We start from the raw sequence: 20,266 nt of genomic DNA on the forward strand, positions 1-20,266 counted from the left end.
TTTTATGCAGGCCCTTAGGAACTAGCGGCCTGTTCATGATTAACGACTCCGATAAAGGTTATATCCCATTTGCTGGGCAACAGCCGCAACCATTTTTTGCCCACGCACGCTGTTACCAACGGGATCAAGAGGAGGTGAGAACGCAGCAATCCCCATTACGCCGGGCACCACGGTCAAGATACCGCCTCCAACCCCACTTTTACCCGGTAAACCCACGGTATAGGCCCAATCGCCTGAACTGCCATACATCCCTTCCATCGTCATTTCTGCCAAAATAAAGGGGGTGTTAGATTCTGTCAGCACTCGCTTTTTGCTGACGGGGTTGATACCACCAGCGGCAATTGTCGCCCCCATCGTGGCCAATTCAATGGTATTAAGCAGCGTTGAACATTGGCGGGTATAAACATCGCAGGCTTCCATTGGATCGCAGTACATCGCATCGGCGCTATAGAGTAACCAGGCGATCGCACGGTTATGGAAGTTGGTCGATTGCTCTGAATCATTCACCTCGTCAGAGAGTGCGATTTGTGCACCCGCTAACTGCTGTTGCATATCAAGAATGCGCAACCAGCGGTTTTCACGGTCACTCGCTTTGACTAAGCTCACCGTTGACATTGCCCCGGCATTCACCAGCGGCGAGAGGGGTTTACCTTTATGTAGCTCCAGAGCAATCACCGAGTTAAAGGGCAAGCCGGTGGGATCGGCACCAATCTTGTCCTGTACGTCTTGTGGGCCAACATCTTCCAACGCCAAGGCTAGCGAGCACACTTTTGAAATTGACTCCAGCGCAAAGCGGAACTCCGCATCGCCCTGAGAAATGATATCCCCGTCGACGGTCACAATCGCCAAGGCGGCTAAATGGCTTGGCACGCTCGCTAAAAAAGGGATATAGCTGGCATTCTCGCCACCACTCAATGTGGAATACTGCGCATAGGCATTCGATGCCACCTGTTGAAGCCGTTGTAAATCGATAGTCATGTTGTTGACTCCCAGACTGAATTTGCGAGGTTGGGAGGTAATACTCACAACCCTTGAAATAAATATTAAGGTTTTGGCAGCGGAGCGGTTGGTACAGAAGGTTCAATAGCTCTCATCACGCCAATGGCTATACAAAGCCATAATCGGCCCCAGCCATTCTAGGCCCGCCCACTTAAACATAGTGTAATAGCCGGCCAACAAGCTCTGGGTGATAATGGCGATAGGATAGTTTCAAGAGCGGTATGATCAGCTATACCGGCATGAACGGTGATGATCATCCGAACATAGTGAAAAAATAGCGGGTGTCTGAGTTTTTATCTGCTAATCCGTAATGGCTTTCTTGTTTATTAGCGCTAGCCAAACAAAGAAAACTTTCGCTAACCAGGCTTGAACAAGCCTGGCTGCGATAATGTTGAAGCGATATCGGCCCTTATTTAGCCGCCAGCTTGCACAGCGTTAACGCCACATAGTAGGAAGCCTCGAACGACTTAAGGGGTAAAAACTCGAACCGTGAATGGAAGTTATGCGCGCCGGTAAAGAAATTGGGCGTTAATAACCCTTTTGCCGACAACGCAGCACCATCGGTGCCCCCGCGCATTGGGATGACTTTAGGCTCAATGTTCAACTCGGCCAGTGCGGCAAAAATCAGATCAATGGCCCGGCGGTCATCGGTGATGGCATTGCTGATATTGCTGTAGGTATCGCTGATGTGATACTCCACCCGGGCGGTGGGATACTGCGCGGCAATCTTCTCCGCTACTTCACCAATCTGCTGCTTGCGGCGCTCAAAGTTCGCCAAGTCGAAATCACGGATATTGGCTTTCAGCAGCGCTTCGCTTTGTGATGCCTGCATGCCGTTAAACCAGATATAACCTTCACGCCCTTCGGTATGCTCAGGAGTCTGCTGGCGATCGAAGTGGCTGATATAATCCATCGCCATCAGCAGCGGGTTCACCAGCACGCCTTTGGAGGACATCGGGTGGCTGGTCACACCGGTAAAGCGCAGTTCGGCGCTGGCGGCGTTGAAGTTCTCATACACCACTTCGCCCAATTCACAACAGTCGATAGTCCAGGCAAAGTCGACGTCGAAACGCGCCATATCCAGCGCTTTGGCACCGCACAGACCAATCTCTTCATCCGGTACAAATGCCACCACGATATCGCCGTGTTGGTCCTCTGCGGTAAGGTTTTCCAACACCGTCATCACTACCGTGACGGCCGCTTTGTTATCCGCCCCCAACACGCTGGTGCCGTCGCTGAAAATAATCTCTTCCCCCGGATAGGCTTTGATTTCCGGGTGTTCAGCAGTACGTAGCCAGATATCTTGCTGCGCGTTCAGGCACAAATCCTCACCGGTAAAACGCAAGATTTGTGGGTGGATGTCCGGCGATAAACCAACGTCAACGGTATCGATATGGGTGATGAACCCGATACGTGGCGCACCGGGTACGTTGCCTTTTTTCACTGCGGTGACGGTGGCATGTTCGTCAATAACCACATTATCCAGGCCGAGTTGGCGTAGTTCCTCAGCCAGCATCTCCGCCATGGCGAACTGGCCAGGAGTGCTGGGCAAAGTACTTATCGCTGGGTTGCTCTGGCTGGTGACGGCCAGGTAGCGGAAGAAACGTTGGGTTAACTGCGTGGCGAGCGGTGAAGACATTATGTTGTGTATGAACGCATCCCGTTTGCAAGGCTCCCATGGCTAGGATCACCAGAGCAATCTTTCAGAATTCACCCTTTTGTTAGAGTTTATTTTTGCCAACTACTGCCTTTACCGAGGCTAGCGTTGACCTCATTGTTATCGTTCGATGTTGTTTGCTGATAATGTAAATTTAATGTTATTTATTAAGCGCTTTAGTACAAGCTTTATTTTTCAGTGGTAGGCTCACCAACAGGAAGATAGTGATGATAATTAAAATTACAAAGCTTGCGCTGACCGTAGCAGCGCTCTCAATAAGCTCTGGGGTAGCAGCAAAAACGTTAGTCTATTGTTCAGAAGGTTCACCAGAAAACTTTAACCCGCAGCTCTACACCTCGGGGACCAGCGTAGATGCCAGTGCGGTGCCGATCTATAACCGACTGGTGGATTTCAAAGTCGGTACCACCGAACTGCAGCCTAGCCTGGCAGAAAGCTGGGACGTCAGTGAAGACGGTAAGGTGTACACCTTCCATCTGCGCCAAGGGGTGAAGTTCCAGAGCAACAAATATTTCAAGCCGACGCGCGATTTTAACGCCGATGATGTGATCTTCTCGTTTATGCGCCAGAAAGATCCAAACCATCCCTATCACAACGTTTCCAACGGCAACTACTCCAACTTCGAGAGCCTGGAGTTTGGCAAGTTAATTACCGCCATCGACAAGGTTGATGACCATACCGTGCGTTTCACTCTGGCCCATCCGGAAGCGCCGTTTGTTGCCGATTTAGGCTGGTATTTCGCCTCAATTCTCTCGGCAGAATACGCCAATAGCATGTTGAAAGCGGGCACACCAGAGCGTGTGGATATGGAGCCGATTGGCACCGGGCCGTTTGAACTGAAGCAGTATCAGAAAGACTCCCGCATCCTGTTTAGCGCCTTCCCTGATTACTGGCAGGGCAAAGCGAAAATCGACCGTCTGGTGTTCTCCATCACGCCGGACGCGTCGATCCGTTACGCCAAGCTGGAAAAAAATGAATGCCAGGTGATGCCATTCCCTAACCCGGCAGATCTGCCACGCATGCGGGAAAATAAAGACATCAACCTGATGCAAAAAGCGGGCTTGAACACCGGCTTCCTGGCGTTTAACACCCAGAAGGCACCGCTGGATAACGTGAAGGTCCGTCAGGCGTTGGCGCTGGCCATCAATAAACCAGCGATCATCGAGGCGGTTTTCCACGGTACCGGCACAGCGGCGAAAAATATACTGCCACCGGGCGTGTGGAGTGCCGATGCGGATTTGAAAGACTACGATTACGATCCGGAGAAGGCCAAAGCCCTACTGAAAGAAGCCGGCTTCGCCAACGGCATGACCATCGATCTGTGGGCAATGCCGGTTCAGCGTCCGTATAACCCGAACGCCAAGCGCATGGCCGAGATGATCCAGGCCGACTGGGCAAAAGTGGGCGTAACGGCCAAAGTAGTCACTTTCGAATGGGGCGAGTACCTGACGCGGGTGAAAAACGGCGAGCATCAGGCCGCACTGATGGGCTGGACCACGGCAACCGGCGATCCGGATAACTTCTTTGGTCCACTGTATAGCTGCACGTCAGCCAACGGCGGTTCTAACTCGTCGAAGTGGTGCTATCAGCCGTTTGATAAGCTGATCCTGGAAGCTCGCGCCGAAAGTAACCACGAAAAACGTGTAGCGCTGTACAAAGAAGCCCAGCAGATGATGCACGATCAGATGCCTGCGGTGATGATTGCCCACTCGACGATTTTTGAGCCGGTGCGCAAAGAAGTCACCGGATACGAAATCGACCCGTTCGGTAAACACATTTTCTATCAGGTCGATGTGAAATAAGCACCGACGCTTGAACGATGACTCAGGGCTTCAAACCGAGAGGAATGAAGCCTTTTTTATTGGCGAAAAGCTCATTCAAGGTATGTGGCATATTAAGCCCGAAAAACTCGAATAGTATGATGTTTGAAGAATAAACCGCCATCGCCTGTGATCCAGACCCTATATTTAATTAATGAGGCCAGCCTTTTCGGCCATGGTTCCGCAGGGAGAAAAGTATCAACCACTTATTCGGCAACCAATGGCTACTGGCAATGGCGTTGATAGCCAGTGCCAATGCTGCCCCCACAATTTCACCGGATCCGATGGTTCTGGCGCAGGAGCAATTTGCGCAGATTGCTGCGTACCAATGCAGGATCGACTCTAGAACGGCACAAGGCGATCGTACCCTGATGCGTTACAGCTACCGTAAGCCGGGTTATGTGCGGATGGATTTCAGCGAACCTCATCGCGGTGCCGTGCTGATCTATGATCCCGATAGCGGTAAGGTGCGAGTATGGCCATTCGGTATCGGCACTCTGCCGGTGTTGAGCCTGTCACCCAGCAACTCGTTGGTACAAGACCCTAACGGCCACCGTGTAGACCAATCGGACGTCGGCACCTTGCTGCGTAATATTCACCGCCTCCAGCAAGGGGGAAAAACGACCGTGGTCGGCAAGGAGACCCTGGCTGGCCAAGGCGCTTTGCATGTCACCATCCTTGGAGTGGCGGGGGTTAGCGTCGATGGCGTTCACCGTTATGAAGTTTGGCTAGAGGAGAGCCACGGCTTCCCAACCAAGGTGGTCAGCTACGATAGCAACGATCGAGAAATGGAAACCGTGATGATGGATGCGCTGGTGTTCAACCTGCATTTTCCCGCTGACTTCTTTACCCCTTAAGGCAGAACCCGATATGGCCGAATACCAGTTCACCACCCTCTGGCGCATCAAAGCCCCGTTACCAACGGTATGGGAGGTACTTTATCATCCCGATATCTGGCCAAGCTGGTGGAAAAACCTGTTACAGGTGGTCGAAATAGGAAAAGGCGATGCGCTCGGCATCGGGGCGCTACATCATTATACCTGGCAAGGCGTGCTGCCTTACCGCATCACCTTCGATATGCGTATCGTGAATATTGTGCCGTTACAGCTACTGGAGGGGCAAGCCAGCGGCGAAGTAGAAGGGGTCGGCCAATGGTTGTTAAGTTCCGATGGGGTTTATACCCTTGCGCGTTATACCTGGCATGTCCGAACCACTACGCGCTGGATGAACTATCTGGCACCACTGGCAGCACCGCTATTTCGCTGGAACCACGATGCGGTGATGCGGGCCGGGGCCAAAGGGTTGGCGAAACGGCTGGGTACCAGCGTTGAAATGAGTTGATTGTCAGCTATAGTGCTAGCAAATCATCAGGAGCCGCCATGCACATAAGACCTTACCAAGAGGCCGATCGTCCTTTTCTGCGCAGCCTGTATCTGGCCGCACGCCAAGCCGCCTTTACCTGGCGTGACACACGTAATTACCGGCTGGAAGATTTTGATCGCTCAACGATTGGCGAAGAGATCTGGGTTGCCGAGCAGGACGGCAAGCTGCTCGGCTTTGTCTCAATTTATCGCGCCGATAATTTTATTCATAATCTGTATGTCGACCCCCTGTTGCCGCCACAAGGCGTGGGCAGCGCGCTGTTGCATGCCGCAGAGCAGACGTTTACCTCAACCGGCTCGCTCAAGTGCCTGGTGAAAAATGACAAGGCGATAGCGTTCTATCACAAGCACGGCTGGCAGATCGTCTCCACCGGTGGTGACGGCGGAGAAGAGTATTACCTGATGTATTCACCGCAAAGATAGCGTTGTTCTTAAGCTTGCGGTTTCAGCAACGGGCACTATCCTTGGTACGCTCAGTGCGTTCATCGGGGGGATCATAGCTGCATGGGGCGTCATAAAGGTCTGAAAGGGTCAACGGCAATATTTCAGCGTACGCCACCAAAACAGCAATGCCACCAGGCTTACCGAACCACCCAACCAGCATACGCCGTGCCAGCCTGCCCACGCATAAATATGGCTACCGGCAAACGCCCCCAGCCCACTGCCAACGGCATAAAACAGCATGTAGCACCCGACCAGGCGACTGTGGGACTGCGGGTGTGCAGTGAAAATCATGCTCTGATTGAGGACATGGATTGCCTGCCCGGCCAGATCCAGCAGGATAATACCGCCAATCAGGTACGCCATTCCTCGCTCCATCAACCCAAGCGGCAGCCAAGCGATCATCAGCAACAACAGGCACACTCCGCTAGCTGTCTGCCCCCAGCCTTGGTCAGCTAGATGCCCAGCTCTCATCGCCGCCAGCGCTCCGACTGCCCCTACCAGCCCAAATGCACCAATGGTCGAATGAGAAAAAAGAAATGGGGGTTGGCTCAAAGGGAGAACCAGCGTGCTCCAGAAGATGCTGAATGCCGCGAACATCAACAACGCCAACATACCGCGTATCTGCAAAATCCGGTCATGGCGCAACAGGCTCAGCATTGAGCTCAGCAGTTGCCAATAGCTTAACTTCAACTCGTAAGCAGGCTGCTTTGGTAATAAACGAGCCAGAACAGGAAGTAATATCAGGGTAAGAGCCGCTGAGAAAATGTAGACGGTTCGCCAACCGCCGATATCCGCCAGTAACCCAGAAAGGGTGCGCGCCAGCAGTAAACCCATCACCACTCCACCCTGAGCAGCCCCCACCACGCGTCCACGTTCCTGCGGGGAGGCCAACGTCGCGGCAAAGGCGATCAATCCCTGCGTTATCGCGGTTCCCAGCAGCCCCACCAGCAGCATAGCCGCCAGTAACGCCAAACTGCTACTAGACACCACAACCATCAGCAACGCGGCAATCAACAGTATTTGCTGCACCGCCAGCAGACGATGGCGATCCAGCAAATCCCCCAAAGGAACCACCAATAACAGCGCACAGGCGCAGCCGATCTGGGTCGCTGCAATCACCATCCCTACTCTTGCCAGGCTGATATTAAAATCCTCCGCAATGGCATCAAGCAGCGGTTGCGCATAATAAACATTGGCCACGCTGAAGGCGCAGGCTGTAGCCAACAGCAGCACCAGTGACGTAGGCAAAAGCTCGACAGACTGTGAGCGGAAGGTTTCCAGCGGTTTATCACTCATCAAGCGCCTCGTTAAAGTGGTTTCATTATTAAACTCAATGCACTTTAGTGAAAGAGGTTTTATAATGCAACCAGAATAATTCTGGAGCCGCAGCATGAAACGTAAAAGCCTTGAGGATGCTCAATGCCCGGTAGCACGAACATTGGATGTGCTGGGTGATTGGTGGTCATTACTGATCATCCGCGACGCCTTTGACGGCATCAGCCGGTTTAGTGAGTTTCAAAAGAACCTGGGGATGGCAAAGAATATTCTTTCCACTCGGCTACGCACGCTGGTCGCCCAGGGGATTTTGCAAGTTAGCCCTGCCGCCGATGGCAGCGCCTATCAGGAGTATTTGCTGACCGATAAAGGCCGAGAAATCTTCCCGATTATCGTCGCACTGCGCCAATGGGGAGAAGACCATCTTTTTGCAGCAGGAGAGGACTATTCACGCCTGGTGGAAAAGGACAGCGGTCAGCCAATACCTCGCATGACACCCATCGGTCATGCCGGGCAAGCACTCAACTTAGGCAATACCCGAGTCGTAAAAGTGGATGAAGAATAAAAATGCTGAAAGTCATTGCCGAAGATTTTATCAAGGTTGAAGCGATAGAAACGGTGTTACCGCTTTACCAAGAGTTGGTTGAAGCCACCAAGCAGGAGCCTCGCTGCATAGCCTATGATCTGTATGTCGATCAAAAGGATGCCGGACACTTTATCTTTATCGAAGAGTGGCCCGATCGCGCGGCGTTGGATGCTCACTGCGCGAGCGAACACTTTAAACGCCTGGTGCCGCTGATCGATCAACATAAACGTAAGGATGCCAGCTATATATTGATGGATAATTTTCCTGAGAAAGCATAGATAAGTAGCAAAGCAATAACCTGAACGGCCTGAGTCCATTTGAATTCCGAACTCAGGCCAGATTAACCGCTTGATGCAGATAAACCAAATTCATAGGCTCAGTTAAAAATTATTGAGCCAATATAAGTAGTTAATGTTTAGTGGTTCCCAATGTGACTATGGCCTCATTACCAGAAACGTATAACGAATAGTCCTTATTAGAGGATACCGGCTTAATGCCTTTTTCTCTCATCCCTGCAAGTCTATCCATATTGGCTTGCTCATCAACGTAACCATGCAGCGTTTGCGTTAATCCCTTATTAATCAACTGGAAAGACGCTATAAACTCAGAGGCCGGGCTAAGAAAATGGCCAATCAGCGGCTTGTTTTCCATGATTAACTTGGTTCTTTCGTTAATATTCACTTGCCCAGTAGTGCCGATAGTCTCTATGTTTGGGTAGCTCAGCATTTCTCTGGCAATCATGTTAAAAACAAAATCTTCATATTCACGCTGTGACTTGATGGCGCTACTTAGCTGAGCACTGAATGCAAAAACGGTGATTAGCGGGACGAGCGATAGATATTTTAATCTAGGAGAAAAATACATAATCGGAATGGCAATAATAACCAGTAGTACCGAAAATGAAACCAAAGTCCTTGGGAAGACGGGAGCATCTTGCAGAAGGACTGTTGGCCCCATTAGAGACACCAAGAAAATAAAGCATGACAGCAAAGCATATGTCATGAATGAAATTATTTTCTTGGCATGTGCATAGTTGCTGACCATCATGAATACCAAAGCAACCACTACAGGCACCAGGAAATAGATATAAACAGGGCCGTAAAAATACGACAAAACCAGCTCTTTTAATCCCTTTATCGTGCTTAACAGTTTTTCAGCCCCCTCAGCATTCGGCAAAATAATGTCCGAACGAGAGTTGTTTCTTACAGCAAAAAACAGCATGTACACAAGATAAAAACAAACAAATGTCACTGCCTTGTTTATTATTAATTTTATGGAATGAGCTATTGTAGATTCACTTTTAACTGCAATAATCATCATATCAATGGCAAGCAGGCCGATGAAAATATTCATGCATGGTTGATAGAGGGTTAGCGATAACACGCCCGCTATTATTTTTATTGAGCCTTCACGAATTATGCTGTCGTTCCTATAGGTATAGGCTAACACGGCAAGAAACAAGGCAATTACCATACCTAAAGAGTCGTATCTATAGGCAATATTTTGTAATAGATAAGGATTGAATATCAAAAGTGCCGCTACAAGTTTGGCATGCGGAACATCCATTTTAACCAAATGTTTGAAAAGCAAGAAGGAAGCTGCACCTATAAACAGACAAGATGCAATCATTGTATAGGGAAACAGGTCAAGATTATAGCGCCCACTCGCCGATAGGATTTTCATCAGAATATCCGCAATTGGCCGCCCTAAGCCACGCCATCCATATTGACCTGTAATCGCTCGGTCTAAGTCATCCCTGTAAAACACCCCAGCTTGAATAAGAGGATATATAAACAGCAGAGCCAAGCCTGAATACAAGGCCAATGTTTTTTTATCGTCTTTGCAGATCATCTGATTTCCCATCTCACTTTTTAACTATGTAACGCGGCCTGCGTTTTGTTTCTACGTAAATCCGTCCTACATATTCACCTAGGACACCTATTCCTATTAGCTGCACACCTCCAAGGAAGAGGATAGAAACGATAATAGAGGAATAGCCCGGCACCGGATTGCCCCAAATTAATTTATCCAGAATCATCCATGCACCATAAATGAAGGATAAAGTGGCAACGAAAAAACCGATATATGCCCATACCCGTAGCGGAAAGGTCGAAAAACTGGTGATACCTTCTATCGCCAGATTCCACAGTTTCCAGCCATTGAATTTACTTGAACCAGCAACTCGTTGGGCTCTTGAATACTCGACGATGTCAACCTTTCCGCCCACCCAGCTTAATATCCCTTTCATAAACAGGTTTCTTTCGGGAAGTAATTTGATGTTATCCACGACTTCTCGAGACATAAGCCTAAAATCGCCGACATTTTCTTCTATGGCCGGTTTGCTTATTTTGTTGTGAATGCGATAAAACCACTCTGCAGTTTTACGCTTCATTCTTCCATCACTCTGTCTATCTATACGTTTAGCTAAAACAACTTCCGCACCATTTTCCCATTTATTTAACAATAACGGGATAACATCTATTGGATCTTGAAGATCTACGTCGATAGGAATGATGACATCACCCGAAGATGCCTCCAAACCAGCAAATAAGGCAGGCTCTTTGCCAAAATTACGCGTGAAATTTATAACTTTTATTTTCTCATCAGCTAGCGACAAGGCTGATATTATGTTCTCTGTTTTATCAGAACTGCCATCGTTTACAAACACGATTTCTATATCTTTGTCTGCGAACTCTTTATATTCACGAACGGACTTATAGAAGAGAGGAATTGCTTCTTCTTCATTAAATACAGGAACTACCAACGATATTTTCATTTATCATCCTTGAATACAACTAGTTTAGAATAAATGAAGCCACAAATGAGACTTACTGCAGAAAAGGTAATCAGTGTGACTATTGGGTTAGCCTTTACTTCGTCTGCGATCCAACCTACGCAAAATGCCATGCCCCCCATAAACAGCACATACGCCATGTAGCGGACAGTAGTCGCTTCTTTTTTAAAGGTCCATCTGGCGTTTGCAAAGAACGAGAAGGTCACCGCGATGCAAAAGGCAACAACGTTGGATATTGATTGGGAAAAACCACTAAAAAACATGAGCGCAAACACAGCCCAATGAACAAAGGTGTTCAGCACACCTACAGATGCATAACGTAAAAAAATATTCAATGCGAAAAAATTCTTAAAAGTTAGTTTGCCGTATTCTGCCACCACATCATGCCGATGGCAAAACTTTCGAGGCTAACACAATGAATGCTCACTGAAAAAGAAAAATCCCCTGTAAAACAGAGGATTTTCATTCTATTCACGCTATCGAGTGAGGCTGATATTAACTTATCATTCCCATTCAATCGTCGCCGGTGGCTTCCCGCTGATATCATAAACCACACGGGAAATCCCGTTGACTTCGTTGATGATACGGTTGGAAACACGGCCCAGGAAATCGTACGGCAGGTGTGCCCAATGCGCGGTCATAAAGTCGATGGTTTCTACCGCACGCAGAGAGACAACCCAATCGTATTTACGGCCATCGCCCATCACGCCAACGGAACGCACCGGCAGGAATACGGTGAATGCCTGGCTGACCTTGTTGTACAGATCGGCTTTGTGCAGCTCTTCGATGAAGATCGCATCGGCACGGCGCAGCAGATCGCAGTATTCTTTCTTCACTTCGCCCAATACGCGCACGCCCAGACCTGGCCCTGGGAACGGGTGGCGGTACAGCATGTCGTACGGCAGGCCCAGCTCCAGACCAATCTTGCGCACTTCGTCTTTGAACAGCTCTTTCAGCGGTTCCACCAGGCCCAGCTTCATCTCTTTCGGCAGGCCACCGACGTTGTGGTGCGATTTGATCACGTGTGCTTTGCCGGTAGCGGAAGCGGCAGACTCGATCACATCCGGATAGATGGTGCCCTGAGCCAGCCACTTCACGGCGCTCTGCTTGCAGGCTTCTTCGTCGAATACTTCGACAAAGACGCGGCCAATGATCTTACGCTTGGCTTCTGGCTCATCCACACCCGCCAGCGCGCTCAGGAAACGGTTCTCTGCCGCCACATGCACGATGTTCAGACCGAAGTGGTCACCGAACATTTCCAACACTTGGTCAGCTTCGTTCAGGCGCAGCAGGCCGTTATCTACGAATACGCAGGTCAGGCGCTTGCCAATGGCACGGTGCAGCAGCATGGCGGTAACGGATGAATCCACGCCGCCAGACAGGCCGAGGATCACATGATCTTCGCCGACCTGCTCACGAATACGCGCAACGGCATCTCCGATAATGGTGGCAGGCGTCCACAGCGCTTCACAACCACAGATATCCAGTACGAAACGCTCCAGGATGCGCTGGCCCTGACGGGTATGGGTGACTTCCGGGTGGAACTGTACGCCGTAGAAGCGTTTTTCCTCGTTGGCCATAATGGCAAACGGGCAGGTATCGGTGCTGGCAACGGTGACGAAATCTGACGGGATAGCGGTAACTTTATCGCCGTGGCTCATCCATACGTCTAATACCGGTTTGCCTGCCGGGCTGATCGCATCTTCGATATCGCGGATCAGGGCGCTTGATTGGGTGATTTCCACCTGAGCATAACCGAACTCGCGCTCGGTTGACCCCTGTACATGGCCGCCCAGTTGCATCGCCATGGTCTGCATGCCATAGCACACGCCCAATACCGGTACGCCGGCGGTGAAGACATATTCTGGCGCACGCGGGCTGTTCAGTTCGGTGGTGCTTTCCGGGCCACCGGAGAGAATGATGCCGCTTGGATTGAACTCGCGGATCTGCTCTTCGCTGACGTCCCAGGCCCACAGCTCACAGTAAACGCCAATCTCACGCACGCGGCGAGCAACCAGCTGGGTGTATTGTGAACCGAAATCCAGGATCAGGATGCGATGCTTATGAATATTTTTTGTCATGTGAGGCAAATTCCAGCAACAGAGAAAAAGAGCAAAAAGGGTATTTGGGATGAGAGGTTGCCCCCCTCATCCCTGCCCCTCTCCCGCAGGAGAGAGGTTAAAGCATTAGCCCATGCGGTAGTTTGGTGATTCTTTGGTGATGGTCACGTCATGCACATGGCTTTCTTGAATACCGGCACCGCTGATGCGCACAAACTCGGCTTTGGTACGCAGTTCGTCGATGGTCGCACAGCCGGTCAGGCCCATGCAGGAACGCAGACCGCCCATCTGCTGATGTACGATCGCCTTCAGCATGCCTTTGTAGGCCACACGGCCTTCGATACCTTCCGGCACCAGTTTATCAGCGGCGTTATCGGTCTGGAAGTAACGGTCGGAGGAACCTTTGGACATTGCGCCCAGAGAACCCATCCCACGGTAAGATTTGAACGAACGGCCCTGATACAGCTCGATTTCGCCCGGAGATTCTTCCGTACCCGCCAGCATTGAGCCAACCATCACACAGGACGCACCGGCAGCAATCGCTTTGGCGATATCGCCAGAGAAGCGGATACCACCGTCAGCGATAACTGGGATACCCGTCCCTTCCAGTGCTTCGACCGCATCGGCGATAGCGGTGATCTGCGGAACACCCACGCCGGTTACGATACGAGTGGTACAGATAGAGCCAGGACCGATACCGACTTTCACCGCACTCACCCCGGCTTCCATCAGGGCTTTGGCACCAGCCCCAGTTGCGACGTTGCCGCCAAGGATTTGCAGGTCTGGGTATTTGGCACGGGTTTCACGGATGCGCTGTAACACGCCTTCGGAATGGCCGTGTGAAGAGTCGATGAGCAGTACGTCAACACCGGCAGCGACCAGCGCATCAACGCGCTCTTCGTTACCGGCACCGGCACCCACCGCAGCGCCTACGCGCAGACGGCCATGCTCATCTTTACAGGCGTTAGGTTTACGCTCTGCTTTCTGGAAATCTTTAACGGTGATCATGCCCAGCAGGTGGAAGCTGTCGTCCACCACCAGCGCTTTTTCAACGCGTTTTTCGTGCATTTTTTGCAGCACGACTTCACGCGCTTCGCCTTCCTTGACGGTGACCAGACGCTCTTTTGGCGTCATCACTGCGGTGACAGGCTGAGTCAGATCGGTGACGAAGCGCACGTCACGGCCGGTAATGATCCCCACCAGTTCGTTTTCTTCGGTCACAACCGGGTAACCGGCAAAGCCGTTACGCGCGGTTAACTCTTTCACTTCAGCCAGCGTGGTGGAAGGAGTAACGGCCTGTGGGTCCGTGACCACGCCGCTTTCATGTTTTTTCACCCGGCGAACTTCTTCCGCCTGGCGCTCAATGGACATGTTTTTGTGAATGAAGCCCAAACCGCCTTCCTGCGCTAGCGCAATGGCCAGGTTGGATTCGGTTACGGTATCCATGGCTGCGGACAGCATAGGGATATTCAGGCGGATGGATTTGGTCAGTTGGGTGCCAAGATCTGCGGTATTAGGCAGAACTGTGGAGTGGGCTGGAACCAGGAGAACGTCATCAAACGTTAGAGCTTCTTTTACAATACGTAGCATGGGCAATATCTCACCAAGGTGGATGCGGAAAAGATAAAATATTGCCGTGGCATTATACAGAGCGTAATCGGTTGCCTCCAGCACTTTCTTACAAAAACTCTTGATTACCTTTCGCCGAGCTGTAATATCGACCAATTAAGTGCTTGTTTTGAAATTTGATCTGGGTCACATGTCACTACCTACTTCACCGTCCATTTTTACCGTAAGCCGCCTCAATCAGACGGTTCGACAGCTGCTGGAAATGGAAATGGGGCAGATTTGGCTCTCCGCCGAGATCTCCAACTTCTCCCAGCCCTCCTCCGGCCACTGGTATTTTACGCTGAAAGATGACCGTGCCCAGGTGCGTTGTGCGATGTTCCGCAACAGCAACCGGCGCACTACCTTTCGCCCGCAAAATGGCCAGCAGGTTCTGGTGCGGGCCAGCATCACCCTCTATGAACCACGCGGTGATTACCAACTGATCGCCGAAAGCATGCAGCCTGCCGGTGACGGCCTGCTGCAACAGCAATTCGAGCAGTTGAAACAGCGCCTGGCAGCCGAAGGTCTGTTTGATCAACAGTTCAAGCAACCATTGCCAAGCCCGGCCAAATGCGTTGGGGTGATCACCTCCGCCAGCGGCGCGGCACTGCACGATATTTTACAGGTGTTACAGCGGCGCGATCCTTCACTGCCGATCGTGATTTACCCCACGTCCGTGCAAGGGGCAGAAGCTCCGTTGCAGATCGTTCGCGCGATCGAAACCGCCAACCGCCGTGATGAGTGCGATGTGCTGATCGTCGGGCGCGGCGGTGGCTCGTTAGAAGATTTATGGAGTTTTAACGACGAACGCGTCGCGAAGGCAATTTTTGCCAGCCGTATCCCGATCGTCAGCGCCGTTGGCCATGAAACCGACGTCACCATTGCCGACTTTGTTGCCGACCTGCGGGCACCTACCCCTTCCGCTGCGGCGGAGTTGGTCAGCCGTAATCAGCTTGAGCTGTTGCGCCAATTGCAGTCACAGCAACAGCGGCTGGAAATGGCGATGGACTATTATCTGGCGCAGCGCCAGCAGCAGTTCACCCGCATCAACCACCGTTTGCAACAACAGCATCCGCACCTGAGGCTGGCGCGGCAGCAAACGCTGTTATTCAAGCTACAGCGCCGTTTGGAAGATGGGATGCAGCAGCAATTACGGCTATCTTCTCGCCGCAGTGAACGCGTACAGCAGCGCCTGGCGCAGGTCCAGCCGATGGGCCGCATCCACCGCTTGCAGCAGCGTGTTCAGCAGCAGGAATACCGTTTGCAACAGGGGATGGAGCGGCAACTTAATGGTTATCGCCAACGCTTTGGCGTCGCCTGTAGTCAGTTGGAGGCGGTTAGCCCGCTGGCAACCTTGGCTCGCGGCTATAGCGTAACGCAGACACCACAGGGTGAGTTACTGAAAACCACCAAGCAGGCACAGGTTGGGGAAATGCTGAAAACCCGCCTGCAGGATGGCTGGGTGGAGAGCGAAGTCAAAACCGTCACCGTGGCGAAAAAGCCGCGTAAGAAACGCGTGGTGGAATAGCCGTTAGTGGCAGAGCCGATCGACTGCTTCTTTTTTAGGCCAAACTTCATCCCGTTTGATAGCATCCCAACCCTCAGTAGAGGGTTGGGATGTGGCATCAGTCATAGCACATAGCTATCACAACAAACCCCATTCACCCATAGTTCGCGAGTCTCACCTGCTGGCAACACAATGTTCAGCGCCTGCCACGTCGGTTTGAAATGCCCTTCACAGGTGAAGGTCAGCTCGATGCGCTGATTGTCACTCACTGCCTCCCAGCGGAGCCACAGCGCATTATTCTGCTGCCAGCCATGGCTTTCCCCGTCGTCTTCAAACAGCAGGCCTGAGGACCATCCGCAGCCCTTGGTGGGGAACAGCCGCAGTTCACGGCGATCGTCTGCCGCATTGTCTACATGCCCCAACCGTTGTGACATCGGGAGCCCGGCCCCAGCGCGCACCAGCAACGGCAAGCGCTCCAGCGGTGCCTCCAGCACTATGCTCTGGCCACCGCTGTACCATTGGCCGCTATAGAAGCAGTACCAACCATCGACGTTATCCGGCAGGTAGACTTCACGCTGGCGCTGCCCCTGATCCACCACGCTGGCCACCAGCAGGTCGCGGCCAATCAGGAAATCATCGGTCTCACCGAAGGTGCGTTCATCGTGCTCATGATCGAGGAAGGTTGGCCGCAGCATCGGCTCATCATCATGGCTTGCCTGCCACAGCAGCGTGTAGAAGTACGGCATCAGCCGATAACGCAGGTTGATGGCATCACGGATCATCGGCGTTGCCGCCGGGTACATCCAGGGTTCATTGACGGTAGCATCATCATTCCAGGAATGGATGGTAAAGCGCGGGTGCATGACCCCGTTTTGTACCCAACGTACCAACAGTTCCGCGTCCGGTTTATCGCCGGAGAAACCGCCCACATCGTGCCCAACGTTAAACAACCCGGACAGGCTCATCCCCACCCCCATACGGGTGTTGTAGCGCAAGGTTTGCCAACTGGTGCGGTTGTCCCCACTCCAGGTTTGCACATAGCGCTGCATACCGGCGCAGCCGGAACGCGAAATCAAATAAGGCCGCAGGTTCGGTGCAAAGCGCTGCTGTGCTTCAAGCGAGGCTCGCATCATCAGCAGCGGCATCACCGGGCGAATATGCTTGATGGCGATTGGCTTGCCGAAGCCATGGCAGCGCGCTTCTCCATCCCACACTTCATACTCGTTGTTGTCATTCCAGGTGGAATCAATCCCCATTTCCAGCAGTTGCTCTGTCACCCCTTGCTGCCACCAGCGAACCGCCGCTGGGTTGGTGAAGTCGAGGTGCGAACCTTCGTCATCCCAGAAGCTGGAACGTTCTGGAGCGTCGCTTTGCGAATCGCGGATAAACAAGCCAAGTTCTGCCACCTGTTGATATTTGGGATGGTCCTGCAACAGGCAGGGTTTGATATTCGCCGCCAGCTTCAACCCAGCATCGTGAAAGGCTTGGCTAAGCTGTTTAGGCTGCGGCACCTTGTCGTAGTTCCAGTTGAAGACGTAGCGTTTGTTATTGATCGAGGTATAGCCGGAAGAGAGCTGGAACGAATCGCACGGGATGGCGTGCTGGCGGCACAGCTGGATAAACTGCTGCAACTGCTGCTGGGCATCCGGCGCGTCGGTGTAGTGCATCGTCGAGCCGCTGTACCCCAGGCTCCACTTCGGCCCAAAATGGGTTTTACCGGTCAGGCGCACGAAGGCTTTGGTGACGTCGAGCACCTTTGGCCCCAGGAACAGATAGTAATCCAGATCGCCCGCCTCGGCCTGATAGCGACGATAGGCCAGGTGATAGTTGTCGATCTCATTACCCAGATCCAGCCAGCAGTTGCTCAGGTTGTCATAAAACAGACCAAAGCTGACCTCTTCCCGACGCGTGATGGTAAAAGGGATATGCTTGTAGAGCGGATCGGTACTGGCGGCGTTGTAGCCCATCGCGTCCAGGTTACGCATTTCAAAGCGGCGGCCTGTACGTTCCAGATCGCCCGCCTTTTCACCCAGGCCATAATAACGTTCGCCCTTGTGACGGCGCTGATAATGCGCCACGCCGTCACCGTGCGCATTGAGCAGATAGGCACTGGTTGGGCGATCCGCTGCCAGTGGTAGCCATTCCCCCGCCGCGTTGCAATATTCCCATTCCAGCCAGAGCGGCTGATGTATCGTCACGCGTAGCTGCGGGGTCGCTACCGTCAAACTGTCTGCCTGCTGGTTAAGTTGATAGCCCGGCAGGCTAAAACCGGCGACGCTGAGGCGATCGCGTCCTTCCCAAGGCACATCCTCCTGCGGGGCGATACTCCAGGTACGATCCAGCGCCAGCTCACCGTGGCGTTTGATCAGCACGCGGAACAGATTGCTTTCCAGCACGTAGAGGCAGAACAGGTGTTGCTCGTCCACCAGCAGTTCAACACGGTCCGCGTATTGCCCCGCCAGCGTCCAGTTTTTTAACGTTTTCATAATGATCCAACTTAAGCAGTAGGTGAAGGTTTTTTGCCGCGCTCGGCGATCAAACCGATCAGGAACATCGCACCGATCAGATCGAAGAAGCCCATGGCGACGAAGAGCGGGTTGAAGCCGACGGTGTCGGAAACGGCACCAATCAACAGCGTAAACAGGAAACTGGCGATCCAGGCGCTGGAGCCGCGCATACCGTTCACCGTCGCCATCTGGTTTTTATCGAAGGATTCCACTACCAGCGCGCTCAACATGCAGGAGATCACCTGGTGGCCAAAGCCACCAATGGAGATCAGCGCGATTGCGATGTAGGGATCTTTGGTGATCGCGACAAACGCCAGCGATACCATCATGAAGGCTCCGGTCACCGAGCTGGCCACTACCGAGTTCACCCGTGAACAGCCGAACCATTTGCGATACAGCGTAGTGAGATAACCACTGGCGACGCTGCCGATATCCGCCGCCAGGAAAGGCAGCCAGGCAAACATGGCAATCTGTTTGAGATCCATGCCACGCTCGGTGGCCAGGTACAGCGGCACCCAGAAGCTAAACACCGCCCAAGCCGGTTCAGCCAGAAACGCTGGGATGGCGATGCCGTAGAATTTTTTGTTTTTGCACAGGATCGCCAACGATTTAAAGAACGGCAGCTTCGGCAGTACCGGTTCATTATCCTCGTTGATCAGATCAAACTCCTTTTGGCTCAGGTTCGGGTGCTGCTGCGGCGAGTGGTAAAATACCCACCACAGCACCACCCAGATCAGCGCCAGAGCACCGGAGAACAGGAAGGCTCCCTGCCAGCCGAAGGACACATGGGCAATCACAATGATCGGCGGAGCCAACATCGCACCGATCGAGAAGCCAACCCCTGCCCAGCCTGCGGCTATTGGCCGTTCTTTTTTCGGGAACCAGTCAGAAATCGCTTTGGCGTTAGCCGGGGTAGCCGCCGCTTCAGCTGCCCCCATGAAGAAACGTAAGATCGCCAGTTGCAACCAGCTGCCCGCACCAGCATGCATCATGCACACTACCGCCCAGATGCTGGCACAAACCAGGAACCCCATCTTCAGACCAATGACGTCTATCAGCCACCCGCAGATCGGTTGGAACAGGGTATAGGCCAGTTGGAAGGACGCCACCACCCAAGAATATTGCTCGGTGGTCATGTTGAGGCTGGTTTTCAGCTCAGGGGCCAAAATACCCAGCGAGTTACGGGTTATGTAGTTAACCGTGACGCCCAGCAGGAACAGGGCCAACATCCACCAGCGCAACGATTTGAATTTGCGGCGGCTGCTGGCAACTACCGTTTGATTGATTTCTACACTCATCTTGATCTCCGTGGCGACCATACGCCTTTTTGGTAGGGCAACTCTTACTAACGGAGGTGTTAACAGCGTTATTTGTGACACCGGCCACAAATACAACGTCAATGCTGCGACAACCCTATGATTTAATGTTGTTTTACTTGTATTCCAGCCGGTAAATTGGACTGATAAATCTATAAAATTGGTGTACCAATGGAGACTAACCAGCGGAGAGTGCGAGTGAAATGGCGATTTTTGCAAAAATTCTCATGCGTTAGTTAAAATTTCGCCGTTATAGCCATAAAAAGCCGTATAAAAGGCAGATATAGGCCGTG

The 20,266-nt window shown here is 52.2% G+C and carries 17 protein-coding genes; 7 read left to right on the plus strand and 10 right to left on the minus strand.

Annotation, left to right across the window (positions count from 1 at the left end):
• Window positions 1-39: 39 nt before the first annotated feature.
• A complete protein-coding gene (gene glsA / locus KGP26_RS20945; RefSeq protein ID WP_059201509.1) occupies window positions 40-978 on the minus strand; it encodes a glutaminase A in 939 nt (312 codons plus the stop codon).
• A gap of 430 nt (window positions 979-1,408) precedes the next feature.
• A complete protein-coding gene (pepT, locus tag KGP26_RS20950) occupies window positions 1,409-2,638 on the minus strand; it encodes a peptidase T (protein WP_223664570.1) in 1,230 nt (409 codons plus the stop codon).
• Between the two features lie 245 nt (window positions 2,639-2,883).
• Here pepT and KGP26_RS20955 point away from each other — a divergent pair, with 245 nt between their 5' ends.
• From KGP26_RS20955 to KGP26_RS20970, 4 genes are all read left to right on the plus strand, one after another.
• Window positions 2,884-4,476, plus strand: a complete 1,593-nt coding sequence (locus tag KGP26_RS20955; RefSeq protein ID WP_021178829.1) for an ABC transporter substrate-binding protein — start codon at window positions 2,884-2,886, stop codon at window positions 4,474-4,476.
• A 251-nt stretch (window positions 4,477-4,727) separates the two neighbouring features.
• Window positions 4,728-5,351, plus strand: coding sequence for a DUF1571 domain-containing protein (locus KGP26_RS20960; protein WP_223500219.1), 624 nt, complete (start codon window positions 4,728-4,730; stop codon window positions 5,349-5,351).
• A 13-nt stretch (window positions 5,352-5,364) separates the two neighbouring features.
• Window positions 5,365-5,835: an SRPBCC family protein gene (locus tag KGP26_RS20965; RefSeq protein WP_223500220.1), complete on the plus strand. Its 471-nt coding sequence runs from the start codon at window positions 5,365-5,367 to the stop codon at window positions 5,833-5,835.
• Between the two features lie 38 nt (window positions 5,836-5,873).
• Window positions 5,874-6,299, plus strand: a complete 426-nt coding sequence (locus KGP26_RS20970) for a GNAT family N-acetyltransferase (RefSeq protein ID WP_059201513.1) — start codon at window positions 5,874-5,876, stop codon at window positions 6,297-6,299.
• 108 nt (window positions 6,300-6,407) lie between these two features.
• Here the strand turns inward: KGP26_RS20970 and KGP26_RS20975 are convergent, their stop codons facing one another.
• Window positions 6,408-7,616 carry an MFS transporter gene (locus KGP26_RS20975; RefSeq protein WP_059201514.1) on the minus strand — a complete coding sequence of 403 codons (1,209 nt, stop codon included), beginning with the start codon at window positions 7,614-7,616 and terminating at the stop codon, window positions 6,408-6,410.
• 94 nt (window positions 7,617-7,710) lie between these two features.
• Here KGP26_RS20975 and KGP26_RS20980 point away from each other — a divergent pair, with 94 nt between their 5' ends.
• Window positions 7,711-8,160 (plus strand): helix-turn-helix domain-containing protein, encoded by a 450-nt coding sequence (locus KGP26_RS20980; protein ID WP_059201515.1) that lies wholly within the window; start codon window positions 7,711-7,713, stop codon window positions 8,158-8,160.
• Between the two features lie 2 nt (window positions 8,161-8,162).
• Window positions 8,163-8,459, plus strand: coding sequence for a putative quinol monooxygenase (locus KGP26_RS20985; protein WP_021807174.1), 297 nt, complete (start codon window positions 8,163-8,165; stop codon window positions 8,457-8,459).
• A 130-nt stretch (window positions 8,460-8,589) separates the two neighbouring features.
• On the opposite strand, the gene KGP26_RS20990 is transcribed toward KGP26_RS20985, so the two are convergent.
• From KGP26_RS20990 to guaB, 5 genes are all read right to left on the minus strand, one after another.
• Window positions 8,590-10,032 (minus strand): glucosyltransferase domain-containing protein, encoded by a 1,443-nt coding sequence (locus tag KGP26_RS20990; RefSeq protein WP_223664571.1) that lies wholly within the window; start codon window positions 10,030-10,032, stop codon window positions 8,590-8,592.
• Between the two features lie 13 nt (window positions 10,033-10,045).
• Window positions 10,046-10,957: a glycosyltransferase family 2 protein gene (locus tag KGP26_RS20995; protein ID WP_059201516.1), complete on the minus strand. Its 912-nt coding sequence runs from the start codon at window positions 10,955-10,957 to the stop codon at window positions 10,046-10,048.
• The gene (locus KGP26_RS21000) at window positions 10,954-11,352 is read right to left on the minus strand and encodes a GtrA family protein (protein ID WP_301178828.1); all 399 of its coding nucleotides are present in this window, start codon (window positions 11,350-11,352) and stop codon (window positions 10,954-10,956) included. Before KGP26_RS21000 ends, KGP26_RS20995 begins: the two co-directional genes overlap by 4 nt.
• Before the next feature lie 126 nt (window positions 11,353-11,478).
• Window positions 11,479-13,056 carry a glutamine-hydrolyzing GMP synthase gene (guaA, locus tag KGP26_RS21005; RefSeq protein ID WP_223664572.1) on the minus strand — a complete coding sequence of 526 codons (1,578 nt, stop codon included), beginning with the start codon at window positions 13,054-13,056 and terminating at the stop codon, window positions 11,479-11,481.
• A 105-nt stretch (window positions 13,057-13,161) separates the two neighbouring features.
• Entirely contained in the window at window positions 13,162-14,625 is a 1,464-nt protein-coding gene (gene guaB, locus KGP26_RS21010; protein WP_037411907.1) for an IMP dehydrogenase, read from the minus strand.
• Between the two features lie 169 nt (window positions 14,626-14,794).
• Here guaB and xseA point away from each other — a divergent pair, with 169 nt between their 5' ends.
• Window positions 14,795-16,171 (plus strand): exodeoxyribonuclease VII large subunit, encoded by a 1,377-nt coding sequence (xseA, locus tag KGP26_RS21015; RefSeq protein WP_021178839.1) that lies wholly within the window; start codon window positions 14,795-14,797, stop codon window positions 16,169-16,171.
• A 101-nt stretch (window positions 16,172-16,272) separates the two neighbouring features.
• Here xseA and KGP26_RS21020 read toward each other — a convergent pair whose 3' ends face one another.
• Together KGP26_RS21020 and KGP26_RS21025 are read right to left on the minus strand one after the other, a co-directional pair.
• On the minus strand, window positions 16,273-18,636 hold the full coding sequence (locus KGP26_RS21020; protein ID WP_223664573.1) for a glycoside hydrolase family 31 protein: 2,364 nt from the start codon (window positions 18,634-18,636) through the stop codon (window positions 16,273-16,275).
• 11 nt (window positions 18,637-18,647) lie between these two features.
• Window positions 18,648-19,955: an MFS transporter gene (locus tag KGP26_RS21025; protein ID WP_021807180.1), complete on the minus strand. Its 1,308-nt coding sequence runs from the start codon at window positions 19,953-19,955 to the stop codon at window positions 18,648-18,650.
• Window positions 19,956-20,266 lie beyond the last annotated feature (311 nt).

Source organism: Serratia sp. JSRIV002 (genome assembly GCF_019968725.1).
Lineage (GTDB): Bacteria > Pseudomonadota > Gammaproteobacteria > Enterobacterales > Enterobacteriaceae > Chania > Chania fonticola_B.